14 protein-coding genes are annotated in these 12,157 nt (G+C 40.7%); all 14 read left to right on the top strand.

Going from position 1 to position 12,157, the window contains the following annotated elements:
* Positions 1–225: 225 nt before the first annotated feature.
* Positions 226–1,146 (top strand): hypothetical protein, encoded by a 921-nt coding sequence (locus MKY19_RS11300; protein WP_339270530.1) that lies wholly within the window; start codon positions 226–228, stop codon positions 1,144–1,146.
* Positions 1,147–1,178: 32 nt separating this feature from the next.
* Positions 1,179–1,925 carry a type I methionyl aminopeptidase gene (map, locus tag MKY19_RS11305; RefSeq protein ID WP_042187221.1) on the top strand — a complete coding sequence of 249 codons (747 nt, stop codon included), beginning with the start codon at positions 1,179–1,181 and terminating at the stop codon, positions 1,923–1,925.
* 16 nt (positions 1,926–1,941) lie between these two features.
* Entirely contained in the window at positions 1,942–2,523 is a 582-nt protein-coding gene (locus tag MKY19_RS11310; RefSeq protein ID WP_339802813.1) for a DJ-1/PfpI family protein, read from the top strand.
* A gap of 24 nt (positions 2,524–2,547) precedes the next feature.
* A complete protein-coding gene (locus MKY19_RS11315) occupies positions 2,548–3,372 on the top strand; it encodes a hypothetical protein (protein ID WP_339802816.1) in 825 nt (274 codons plus the stop codon).
* Between the two features lie 108 nt (positions 3,373–3,480).
* Positions 3,481–4,740: an MFS transporter gene (locus tag MKY19_RS11320; RefSeq protein ID WP_339247299.1), complete on the top strand. Its 1,260-nt coding sequence runs from the start codon at positions 3,481–3,483 to the stop codon at positions 4,738–4,740.
* Positions 4,737–6,041: an ectonucleotide pyrophosphatase/phosphodiesterase gene (locus tag MKY19_RS11325; protein WP_339802819.1), complete on the top strand. Its 1,305-nt coding sequence runs from the start codon at positions 4,737–4,739 to the stop codon at positions 6,039–6,041. Before MKY19_RS11320 ends, MKY19_RS11325 begins: the two co-directional genes overlap by 4 nt.
* A gap of 205 nt (positions 6,042–6,246) precedes the next feature.
* Positions 6,247–7,329 carry a nucleotidyltransferase domain-containing protein gene (locus MKY19_RS11330; protein WP_339802822.1) on the top strand — a complete coding sequence of 361 codons (1,083 nt, stop codon included), beginning with the start codon at positions 6,247–6,249 and terminating at the stop codon, positions 7,327–7,329.
* 227 nt (positions 7,330–7,556) lie between these two features.
* The gene (locus MKY19_RS11335; protein WP_179085712.1) at positions 7,557–8,432 is read left to right on the top strand and encodes a YitT family protein; all 876 of its coding nucleotides are present in this window, start codon (positions 7,557–7,559) and stop codon (positions 8,430–8,432) included.
* Positions 8,433–8,554: 122 nt separating this feature from the next.
* A complete protein-coding gene (locus MKY19_RS11340; RefSeq protein WP_339802825.1) occupies positions 8,555–8,977 on the top strand; it encodes an Rrf2 family transcriptional regulator in 423 nt (140 codons plus the stop codon).
* Positions 8,978–9,212: 235 nt separating this feature from the next.
* Positions 9,213–9,947 (top strand): metallophosphoesterase family protein, encoded by a 735-nt coding sequence (locus MKY19_RS11345; protein ID WP_339804270.1) that lies wholly within the window; start codon positions 9,213–9,215, stop codon positions 9,945–9,947.
* 61 nt (positions 9,948–10,008) lie between these two features.
* Positions 10,009–10,593: a GNAT family protein gene (locus MKY19_RS11350; RefSeq protein ID WP_076299485.1), complete on the top strand. Its 585-nt coding sequence runs from the start codon at positions 10,009–10,011 to the stop codon at positions 10,591–10,593.
* A 17-nt stretch (positions 10,594–10,610) separates the two neighbouring features.
* Positions 10,611–11,357: a peptidase E gene (locus tag MKY19_RS11355; RefSeq protein ID WP_339802830.1), complete on the top strand. Its 747-nt coding sequence runs from the start codon at positions 10,611–10,613 to the stop codon at positions 11,355–11,357.
* A complete protein-coding gene (locus tag MKY19_RS11360) occupies positions 11,354–11,728 on the top strand; it encodes a hypothetical protein (protein ID WP_076282983.1) in 375 nt (124 codons plus the stop codon). Before MKY19_RS11355 ends, MKY19_RS11360 begins: the two co-directional genes overlap by 4 nt.
* A 30-nt stretch (positions 11,729–11,758) precedes the next feature.
* Positions 11,759–12,091 (top strand): protein tyrosine phosphatase, encoded by a 333-nt coding sequence (locus MKY19_RS11365; protein ID WP_179086694.1) that lies wholly within the window; start codon positions 11,759–11,761, stop codon positions 12,089–12,091.
* The last annotated feature ends 66 nt before the right edge of the window (positions 12,092–12,157 follow it).

Raw genomic sequence — 12,157 nt, forward strand, 5'->3', positions numbered from 1 at the left:
AACACTTGCCGTCCTTATAGGGACGCCGAAGGCGTTTATGCTTGTAACGGTTCGGAAAGTCGATTTCTTTAAATTTATGGACGCTGTTATAATTGGGTTATGTTTCTTTTCTTGGAGGTGGTTCGCATTAGGAAATTACTATGGGTTGTACCCTTGTTCTTGGTTGCTCTTTTAAGCGGGTGTAAGAATGATGTGGGCTTCATCAATGCAAGGTGGATCGCCGGAGTGTCTTTAACTCCTGTAACAACTAGTGATCAGAACCAAGTTGATCGACCCGAACATTTTGAGACCCTAATACTGAAGGACTCCGCTCTGATTAAGGCGCTTTCGGAGGCTATGAACAAGAGCAATAAATTATCGGGGGAGCTGGATTGGGCCCCTGAATTTAAAATGGAACTTGTTTATGGTGATGGCTACTCGGAGGATTATTACATAGCAATAGGTAATGAACTTGGCTATAAAGGTTTATTTACTACAGCTGAGAATGGTGGTCAGGGCTACTCTATTCCGGTGAAAAACGCAGATCAAATAAGACAACTCATCTATGGAACAGCAGATCAGGCGAACATAGAACAGACGGAGTCGCTGGAGTCTTCTGTTAAGGTTACAGGTCCAGTAACGATATCACATAATGATCTCTATCCCTTAACTAATAGAACTGGATTCTTGAATCTGCAGCTTTTAGATGGAACCTACAGTGAGGATTGGACAATACCAGGTCCGTTGATGGGAAGGAATTGGAGTGGCAGGTTTGGGCTTGTTCTTATCGATAATCAAGGGAGAACTTTGAATAGCTTTCCACTCAGTGAACATTTTGAGGATCCCATAATATTTAATGATTTTTTTCAAATTCAGTTTGAGGACTATAATGGCGACGGCGATCCGGATTTTACGATTGGTCAGTACGGATCCAGTAACGGTTACTTCTACAAGCTATTTACGCTTAGAAAAAATAACGTTATAGAGGAATTAGGGATCAAACTTGGCTCTGATTTATTTATCAGCAGTCCTAAGGGGTATTCGATAAAGCTTGATAAAGTGGATGATCATAGCTTCAAGAGAAGTTATTACGATAATGTAGCCGGTAAACAGATGGAAGATATTTTTCAGTGGAATGGAAGTGCATTTCAGAAGTTAGACAAGTGATTCATACCAGAAGTGAGAGGAATGTGTGATAGATGACGAGTGATACCATACAAGATTTAGAAGGGCTAAAAGCCATAGGGAGAGTAGTAGGACATACCATCGCCGAGATGAAAAAGAAAGTAACTCCAGGTATGACAACAGCGGAGCTTGATAAGATTGGAGCTGAAATTCTAGCGGAATTCGGAGCATCTTCAGCCCCAATGATAACGTATAATTTTCCAGGCAGCACCTGCATCAGTGTGAATGAAGAGGTTGCTCATGGGATTCCTGGTCCTAGAGTGATTAATGCTGGTGATTTGATCAATATTGATGTATCTGCTGAACTGAATGGTTATTATGGGGACGCCGGAGTTTCGTTTCAACTACCACCTTATAATGATGACATTCTTCGACTATGCCAGAGTGCAGAGGAAACTATGATGAGCGTGATCAATCATCTGAGAGCAGGGATGAAGGTCAATGAGATTGGCAGAATGATGGAACTCGAAGCTCGGAAACGCGGCTATAGAGTGGTACGTAATCTGTGCAGCCACGGGATTGGCAAATCACTCCATGAGAAGCCTTTTGAAATCTTACCTTTCTACAATCCAAGAGTGACTACAGTGTTAAAAGAGGGACAGGTGATTACGGTTGAACCCTTCCTTTCTACTGGAGCAGATTACGTGGAGCAGCAGTCGGATGGATGGACACTGAGTGTCGTAGACAATGGCCGGGTAGCACAGTTTGAACATACGATTATTGTGACTAAAGGTGAGCCTATTATCCTAACCAAGCCATAAAGAGGAGAGTGCGAAATTGAAAATCGCCTTTATACTTTTTGACGGGATTACGTTCTTAGATTTTGCGGGGTTCTATGATGTTATTTATCGATTGGGGCAATTTGAAATCGGCAAAAATTTGTCTTGGGATATATGTGCAGCGTCGGAGGAAGTGACGGATGAGTTAGGTTTCACAGTTAAAGCTGGAAAAGTGCTGCCAGAGCTTTCGAAGTATGACATGGTATTTGTACCTGGAGGGATGGGGACACGGAAACTTCGTTATGATGAAGGTTTTGTCTCGTGGCTTGCTGGTGCTCACAATGTTCCTTATAAGGTATCTGTCTGCACAGGCTCACTGCTGCTTGGGGCTGCGGGGCTGCTAGGAGGGAAGAAAGCTACTACCCATCCATCTGCCTATGAATTACTAAAACCTTACTGTGAAGAAGTTGTGGAGACCCGTATTGTGCATGATGGTAATGTGATTACAGGTGGTGGAGTTTCCACTTCCATTGATCTGGGGTTATATCTGATTTCACGCTTGGCTGGAGAAGCAGCGATGAATTCGGTAAAAAAGCAGATTGATTATCCATACGAGATGCAGGGGATTGTTCAAATCTAAAGGTAAATACCGGAGGGACCAGAGATGGCTGGACAAAAAATGATGGATATGCTGTTTCAGCAATGGGTAAGCGATAAGGAGCAGTGGGTACAGCTTAGAGATTTGCTGATGAAGGAGAGCAATCTTCCCGGACCACGAGTGAATTTGGAGCTATCAGGCAATTTTGCCAAACATTTTGCCCATCCTAAACTAACAGAGACAGACTGGGAGTTTCTTAATTCCTGGGCTAATCTTACAGAGGCAGAAGCTGGGGTGAATGATCCCCGTGAGTTTCTGCCGTTTTGTGCGGTTAGAGCCCTGGGCGCTTATTACAGCTACGCTGAAGAAGAGCAGCGAATTATGATTCAGAGCATCATTAAGACAGCCATGAACGACTCCAGATGGAGGATGCGTGAAGCGTCTGCTATGGCGCTGCAAAGTATAGGGGAGGATCGTTTTGCCCTTATCAGGCAGTTGATCGACATGTGGGAGGAGGGTGCGAACGGGCTTGAACAAAGAGCTTTTGTAGCAGCGTTAGCGCATCCTCCTCTTTTAAAAGAGAAAGAGAATACGCTTTATTGTCTTCAGTTGGCTACTCGAATCATGGAAAATATGGGTAGTGGGGAAGTGCAATATGAGGACGCTGAGCATTTTCGTGTATTATCTAAGGGGCTTGAATACAGCTTAAGTGTATTTGTGGCGAGTGAACCTGAAGCGGGCTTTGCCATGCTGGAGAAATTCGCTAAGAGCCGAGATACCCGAATGATTAAGATTGTGAAGAGTAATCTTGGTAAGTCACGTTTGAGTAAAAAGTATGCTCTACAGGTTGCTGAGGTCCTTAAAAGTTTGACAATACAGGAGAGGACATGAGGATCAGCTCTCCAGTGGAATTATGAAGTGTAGTTTTACATGCATTTAACATGCCACATATGCTTAAGTGATATAACAGAAGGAACTAGGTGAAAAGGTGGCTGTTAGATGAAACTAAGTAAAGAGGAAAAATCATGGATTTTATATGACTGTGGAAATTCGGCTTATTCGATGGCGGTTACAACGGCTTTACTGCCTATTGTATTTGGGATGTTTTCGAATGTTAACAACAGCATGGATTTGGGGTATTTTAATTCCATAGCGAGTATTCTGGTGGCCATCCTTAGCCCGATTTTAGGAACGATGGCAGATTATAAGGATAAGAAAAAACGCTTCTTCATATTTTTCTCATTGATCGGCGTGATAGCTACTGCTTCGCTGGCTTTCGTTGCACCTGCGAGTGGGCAGTGGCAGTTATTGATTGTATTTTATATTTTGTCAGTCATAGGATTTGCCGGGGCCAATATTTTTTATGATTCTTTTCTGGTGGATGTAACCACGGATGAAAGGATGGATAAGGTATCCTCAAAAGGGTTTGCTTTTGGATATATCGCCAGCGTTATTCCATTCGGTATCAGCCTACTGCTGATTCTGTTTATGGGGATGGATAAATCAATCGGCTATCAGATTGGATTTATAATCACTGCCCTTTGGTGGGGACTGCTGACCATGCCTATGATCAAGGATGTGCAGCAAAGATATTACATAGAACCTGAACCCAAACCGGTCATTAATAGCTTTATAAGACTGGGAGACACGTTTAAAAATGTCAGACAGCATAAAGTAGTATTTGTATTCTTGATCGCCTACTTTCTCTATATTGATGGGGTAGATACGATTATTAAAATGGTAGTGCCATATGCCACATCGGTACTGGGTGCGGATGCTTTTGATACCTTTACTTTACTGGGGATCTTATTAGTTATCCAGATCATCGCATTTCCGTGTGCTATCCTGTACGGTAATCTTGCCAAAAAATACTCAGCTAGAACGATGATCATCGTGGGGATTTTTACATATATCATTTCTTGTATCGCTGCTTACTTTATTACTTCAGTGTGGCATATATTTATTCTGGGAGCGCTAATTGGATCTGCCCAGGGAGGGATTCAAGCGCTTAGCAGATCTTATTATGCGAAGATTATTCCTAAGGAAAAATCCAATGAATTCTTTGGCTTTTACAATATCTTTGGCAAGTTTGCGGCGATTGTGGGTCCTGCTGTAATGTCATTAACAACTACCCTAACAGGCAACGCTAAATTTAGTATTTTAGCGATTATCCCACTATTCATTATTGGATTCTTCGTATTTATAACTTTACCAAAAGAGAAGCTTGAACAAGATGAACCGAAGGGACTTATCCTATGAAGTCAAGCAAAGAACAAACGGCAATGGCCAAACATCTGATTGTCATCTCTTACGATGCCTTTTCAGAAGACCAATGGGAAATGGCCAGCCGTCTTCCAAACCTATCGAAATTGATTAAGAACGGAGCGCATAGTAATCAATTAAAAAGTGTATATCCCACGCTCACTTATGTGGTACACACTACGATAGCAACCGGTGTATATCCAGATAAGCATGGTATCCACCATAACAATCCATTTCAGCCGTTTGTGAAGGAAAAGGAGCAAAGCTGGTTCTGGTTCAGAAATGCGATAAAGGTGCCCACGATTTATGATGCTGCGCGCGAGCATAACATGAGTACCGCAGGAATCCTCTGGCCGGTATCAGGGAAATCCTCAATCCAATATAATATCCCTGAAATCAGAGCCATCAACAACGAAAATCAGGCACTGAAGGTGTTAAAAAGCGGGAGCCCGTTATATTGCATTGAAATGGAGCTGAAATATGGACGGCTTCGAAAAGGAATTGAACAGCCTTATCTGGATGACTTCACGACAAAGTGTGCGATGGAAACGATTAAGCGTAAAAAGCCTAATCTTCTTATGATGCATTTGATTGATCTGGATGACGCCAAGCATGTCTACGGTACTGACAGCGGTGAAGTGAAGCGGGTAATCACACGTATGGATAAGAGATTAGGTGATATAATGCAAGCAGTGGATGAAGCCGGGATAAAGGATGACACGGTTTTTTTAGTTTTGGGTGACCATGGCCAGTTCAATGTTCGGTACAAAGTGCATTTGAACAACCTTTTGCAGGAAAAAGGGTTGATCTATAAAGAGAACGGCGAAATGAAGTGGAGAGCTTACTTTCAGTGTGGGGGCGGATCCGCTTATCTGCATATTAAAGAAGGTGATGAAGAAGCTGAACAATTAGCGTTAGCTGTTATTCAGGAATATATGGATGATGACGCTTCAGGTATAGAGGAAATGTATACTAGAGAGCAGCTGAATCAACTTCATGTGGGCCCATCTACTAAATATATGCTTGAAGCTAGAAGAGGCTATTGTTTCGATGAGAGCATGGATGAACCTACGATTGTTGATTTGGACAAACAAGGGATTAAATATGCTACGCATGGCTACTTTCCCGATAAAGAGGATTATAGATGCAACTTGGTGATCTCAGGGAATAAGGTGAAAAGTGATTTTCCCATAGGGGATCTCAAAATGGTAGATATAGCTCCTACGATGGCAAAGATTTTAGGGATTGATTTTAATCCTTGTGACGGAAGACCTTTAGATGAAATTTTCATTTACTAAAGTAAGCAGTGAGAAAAGCATTCATAATTATTAGATAACGCGTTGGTGGAGAAGAGCCGTACTCTCGCCAGCGCGTTATTTGTTTACCCAGAAGAAGGAGGAGGGCTTGTAGTTGGTATAGATTGAATATAGATAAAGTCGGGATATTTACTTGAGCGATATCCATATACAATGGAATTAATATGGATTAAGGGGAGAATTGGATTTGGATGCGGATATTAGACAAAAAATTCTAAATAAAAATGACAGACTTATTAGTATGGTTATTGAACGTGCTAAGAGAGATTTTCCTGATGACATTGCAATCATTGGGCTTACAGGTTCTTTCAGTACCGGAGATTTTCATGAAAAAAGCGATCTTGATCTAATTATAATTAATAACACGGCCCAAGGCTGGGGGATATCTTCGTGTTTTATTCTGGAGGATGTTGGATACGACATCTATTGTACGCCATGGGAAACAAGGATAGAAGATCAAGCGAATCTTGAGAGCCCAATGATTTCGTGTCTGATAGATTTAGAGCTGTTATATTGTGCGAAACCCGAATATCTGGAAAAGCTAAACTTATATAAACAAAGAGCTCTCGATGCTTTGGCTAAGCCTATAGGGAGTGAATGTATTAGTAGAGCGAAAAAGAATATAGACATAGCAAAACAAGAATATACGAATACATTACTTTCTGAAGATATCGGAGCAGTGAGGTATGCTTCATGCGAAGTTGTATACAATTCGGTAAATGCTCTAACACATTTGAACAATACCTATTTTAAAAGGGGACTTAAGAGATATCTGGAGGAAATAGCTACGTATCGTTATGTTCCTGATGATTTTGAAAATATATATATGGCTGTGATCGATGCGAAGACTATCGTTGAAATCAGAAGTGCATCATATAGATTTTTAGAAAGCGTCAATGATTTATATAATAAAATGTATAAGGATTTTGTGATTCAGCCTGTCCCAACCTATGATAATCTTGGTGGCACCTTTGAGGAATTATGGTGTAACTGCCGCAATAAGGTTATAGCAAGTGTGGAATTAAATGATAAATCTTATGCTTATTATGCAGCCATGGGCACACAAAATTTTCTTGATGAAATGACAGAATCAAGGGGAACAAAAAAGTTTGATATTATGCAGTATTTTGATTCAGATCATCTGCATTTATTTAAAGAGCAGTTCCTGCAGGTCATGGATGAATATCTGGAAGAATATAATAAGGTGGGAAGGAAAGTTGAACGATACGATACTTTTGAGGAATTATATAACGAATACTTGAAGGTGTGATAGAGAAGAGTACCAGATTACGAATTTTCGTAGTCTGGTTTTTTCATTTTTTATGGAACGATAAGATTATTTTAAGTCATATGGGTAAAATAATAGATATCATACTAGCGGCGTCTGATTTGCCAAAGTGGTGACATTTATTATAGACTGTTTTTTGTCGGCTTTTGTCCAGTGGATGTTTTTCACTTGCAGTGATATAAAAAACTAATTTGAAGTGGGGAAATGGAATGCATGGAATAAGACAGCATCAAAAATCAAATAAGCTGAAGATATTTTCAAAAGTCATATTAATTATTATAGGGGCACTTATAACTTCATATGGCCTGGAATCCGTATTAATACCTAACAACGTTTCAGATGGTGGTGTAACAGGCCTAAGTATCGTTGGCTCACAGCTGTTTGGATTACCGTTAGGGCTGCTAATTGTTATAATTAACATCCCATTTGTTTGGTTAGGGTATAAGCAAATTGGTAAAAGCTTTGCTATTTATTCCATTATCGGTATTGCTTCATTAGCCATTGGTACAAGCCTTATGCACCATGTGCCAACGATTATTGAAGGAGATACATTATTAATTACTGTTGTAGGCGGGATTATTATCGGTTTTGGTATGGGCTTAGCGTTACGTAATGGTGGAGCGTTAGATGGGATCGACATGTTGGCTGTATTGCTTTCACGAAAAATACCTTTTGGGACAAGTGATCTAATCTTATTCCTAAACATGTTTGTCTTTATTGTTGTTTCAACTGCATTTGGGCTACAAGGGGCGATTCTATCCGCACTTGCTTATTTTATTGCTTCTAAAGTGATTCATATCGTTGAAGAAGGTTTGAGCGGCTCTAAAACTTTCAAAATCATCACCGTTCAACCGGAAATTATGGTGGAAACGATTCGTGACCGATTGGGACGTGGGGCAACCTATACTGATGCATACGGTGGTTACTCCAATGAACAATTCAAAGAAATTACCTGTGTAATTAACCGTCTGGAAGAAAGCAAAATCAAGGAAATCATTCATGAAATTGACCCTAACGCTTTTGTCGTAGTATATGATGTAGCAGAAGTTAAGGGTGGTAATTTCAAAAAGCATAATATTCACTAATTACGATCCTGAATTGCATCTCCTTCAGTGTTTGACAAATGCATAAAATGTAACTATTATTGTTGCATCTGATTAATGCACTTGTTGCTAGCCGGGTAGTATGGCAAAAGGAGAGATTTATAGTGAACATCAGCACCCGATTTGCGGTAGCCATTCATATATTAACGTTAATCGACAGTAATAAAGAGGGTAAAAGTACCTCGGAGTGGATAGCTGGTAGTGTGAACACCAACCCTGTAGTTATCCGCCGGCTAACTAGTATGTTGCAAAAAGCAGGACTGGTAACGGCCCGTCCCGGAGTCGCGGGAGCCTCACTTTCACGTAGTAGCGCTGAAATTACACTACTTCAGATTTATAAGGCAGTAAACGCGGTGGAGGAGGATTCGTTGTTCTCAATTCATGAGCACCCTAATCCCGATTGTCCAGTCGGCAAAAATATAGCCAGCGCCATTGTACCGGTATTCTCGCTCGCGCAAAAGGCGATGGAGAATGTCCTTCAGGAGGTTACTTTGGAGCAGATTGTGAATGAAATGCCTGAAATATAACCACTCTATATCGCAACGTAGAATGAAGACCACAACATGTGCTAACGTGATTGTGGTCTTTTTTTATTGGAAATATATTAAGAGGCTCCGAATGGCTCGGGTCAGGAGAGTAGTGACTTAAAGAAGGGAAGTAGGGCGTAATCATAGAATCTGTATTTAGAAGGCAGAAAACAGATAATACTTCATATAGGGAAACTCTAATATGCTGAAGTGGAAAATGAACGGAGGATTTACAGTGGAACAAATCGCATTAATTTCAGATATTCATGGAAATATCCCGGCTTTGACAGCCGTATTAGAGGATATTAAGCAGCGTGGAATTAGCAGGATATTTTGCCTAGGTGATATTGTTGGTAAAGGACCAAATTCAGATCTAGCCGCTGATATCATTAAGAACAATTGTGAAATCAGTGTTATGGGAAACTGGGATGATTTAATGAATCAGGATGTTGATTTTGAAATGGCCCGGTGGAGTCGGAATTTGTTAGGGAAAGACCGCCTTGCTTACTTAGGTACATTACCGTTCTCGATTGAGTTTATGATGAGTGGTAAGTTTATCCGATTATTTCATGCTTCACCGCGAAGCTATTATGAACGGATTCAGCCTTGGGACGATTATGAGAAGCGGCTGTCTATGTTTGGTTGTTCTGATCTCTGCCAGGAGCAGCGGCAAGCGGATATCGTAGGTTATGGGGACATTCACAATGCTTTTATACAACATTTAGAAGGGAAGACTTTATTTAATGTTGGCAGTGTGGGGAATCCTCTAGATGTCACTCAGGCATCTTATGTGATTTTGGAGGGGGAGTATGGAGGCCTGACAACAGCATCTTTGAATATACAATTTGTAAGAGTTCCTTATGATATTGAGTTAGCCATTCAACAAGCCATAGATGCAGTTATGCCAGCTACAGAGCCCTATATTCGAGAGCTTAGAACTGCGCAGTATAGAGGGAATGCGCGGGGATAGAAGATGAGCTTTCGAGCGGTAACCTTGATTCACAATATCAAAAAGTAACGGAGGGAACGAATTGAAGCTTAGTCATGTATTTGAGCAATTCCCTACTTTAGAAACCGAACAACTAACACTGAAAAAAATTGAAGTTAGTAACCTTGAAGAGGTATTTGGAATTTATAGCAATGATCAAGTGTTTGAGTACTGCGGAATTATTCCGAAACATAATAAAGATACAGTAAAGAATATGATCGGACATTTCGAACGTGATTTTAATAAAGGGTTAAGAGTGAAGTGGGGAATTTTCCGTAAAAATAATCCGTACATACTGCTAGGTATCATCGAAGCTATGGATTTTAATCAAAAAGTGGATATGGTCACGATTGGTTATTTTTTGGCGGAGTCTTATTGGGGGAAAGGGATTGCAACTCAGGCCGTTGAAATGGTGAAAAAATATTTATTTGAGACGGCAGAGGTCAATCGAATCCAAGCTGAAGTCATGCCTTTTAATGAGCGGTCCAAGCGGGTCCTTTTGAAAAGTGGCTTTCTGAAAGAGGGGACGTTAAGACAAGCCCATGTATGGTCAGGTAAAGGGCTCATTGATTTGGAGATTTACAGCATTCTTGCAGAGGAATACGGAAAGGGAGAAAACAGATCCTAGTGAAAGTAGGGGAGATTATGGGGACTATCGTGGTAATCGGTGGGGGAGAGCTAATCGATTTAGAAACGCTTGAAATGGATCGTGAAGTTGTGAAGTTAACCCAGAAAGCTAATCCGAAAGCGTTATTTATTCCAACAGCTAGTAGTGATGCACCAGGTTATTGTGATACGTTCAACAAAGTGTACGGCGAGATTCTAGGATGTGAAACAAGTCATTTATTGCTTGTGAGCCAAACCTATACCCATGAAGAAATCGCAGAGTTAATTATATCCGCTGATCTGATTTATGTTGGTGGTGGTAATACCCGAAAGATGCTGGAAATTTGGAAAAATACCGGCGTAGATGCTCTTCTAAAAGAAGCGTACAACTCGGGGACTATTTTGGCAGGGCTGAGTGCAGGTTCCATTTGCTGGTTTGAATATGGGCATAGTGACTCTGAAGCGTTCGACGACCAAGGGAACTGGCAGTATATTAAGCTTGAAGCGATGGGGATTCTGCCAGGTATTCATTGTCCGCATTATAATGAGGATATTCGGGTTGAGGATTTTTCGCGTATGGTAAAAGACGGAGGTTTGCTCGGAATCGCAGTGGATAATAACTGTGCCATCATCTACATGGATAATGAATATAAGGTGATGTCGACCAGAGAAGAAGCTAAAGCCTACCGTGTGATGGACTCAGAGCAAGGTGTTGTCGTTACGCAAATCGAAGAACACCCAAGCTACAGACCTCTTCATGAAGTGTACGGTGGAGGTGATCAATGAAGTCTAATCAAATCTCAATTATCGTGGCGAGTCTTATTCTAGGGATTTCATTTATTATTGGATGTTCAATAACTAATGGCGATAAAGAGTTGGAAGTTGATCAAGACCAGACTCCATCCATAGTAACGGCAGATAAACTTTTGATGGATATTAAAGAGACGGCCTTATACTTAAATCTGACTGAAGATCAAGTGATGAATATTATTAAAACGGAGCATGAGAATTTAAGTAGATCGGGCATTTTTGAAGGGACTATGTTCCCTTATATCAGAGTTGGTAATGAATATCTTTTTAACAAAGACTTATTAACAACATGGGTTTCGGATGCCTCCTTAAATAGGAGGGTTTATCTAAACCGACAAACGAAATAAGGTATTAATCGGATAAGGAAGGTGCTCTCTATTAAACTACTGTTTGTCTGCAGCCAGAATCGCTGGCGGAGTTTAACTGCGGAGAAGATATTTCAAGGAATTGATGGTCATGAAGTGAGATCTGCTGGAACAGAGGATCATGCCAGAATCAAACTTTCTGAAGGGCATGTGGGCTGGGCGGATGTTATTTTTGTGATGGAGAAGAAGCATGTTCGAAGAATTCAAGATAAATTCAGAGACGGTGTAATCGGCAAAAGAATAATTTGTTTGAATATATCAGATGATTATAAGTATATGGATGAAGACTTAATTGGACTTCTTGAATCCAGTGTATCTGAATATTTACAGGAATGGCACTCCTAGGATGAGGTGTTCTTATGAATCATGTTTGGCTGTGAATCAGTCAGCATGATTTTTTTGTTGGTAATT

The organism is Paenibacillus sp. FSL R5-0744 (assembly GCF_037972555.1).
In the GTDB taxonomy this organism is placed as follows: Bacteria; Bacillota; Bacilli; order Paenibacillales; family Paenibacillaceae; genus Paenibacillus_AQ.

What these genes read in the sequence shown, in the direction of transcription:
- map (WP_042187221.1), top strand. Translation starts at nt 1,179, where the DNA reads ATGACGAGTGATACCATACAAGATTTAGAAGGGCTAAAAGCCATAGGG.
- MKY19_RS11315 (WP_339802816.1), top strand. Translation starts at nt 2,548, where the DNA reads ATGGCTGGACAAAAAATGATGGATATGCTGTTTCAGCAATGGGTAAGC.
- MKY19_RS11320 (WP_339247299.1), top strand. Translation starts at nt 3,481, where the DNA reads ATGAAACTAAGTAAAGAGGAAAAATCATGGATTTTATATGACTGTGGA.
- MKY19_RS11325 (WP_339802819.1), top strand. Translation starts at nt 4,737, where the DNA reads ATGAAGTCAAGCAAAGAACAAACGGCAATGGCCAAACATCTGATTGTC.
- MKY19_RS11335 (WP_179085712.1), top strand. Translation starts at nt 7,557, where the DNA reads ATGCATGGAATAAGACAGCATCAAAAATCAAATAAGCTGAAGATATTT.
- MKY19_RS11355 (WP_339802830.1), top strand. Translation starts at nt 10,611, where the DNA reads ATGGGGACTATCGTGGTAATCGGTGGGGGAGAGCTAATCGATTTAGAA.
- MKY19_RS11360 (WP_076282983.1), top strand. Translation starts at nt 11,354, where the DNA reads ATGAAGTCTAATCAAATCTCAATTATCGTGGCGAGTCTTATTCTAGGG.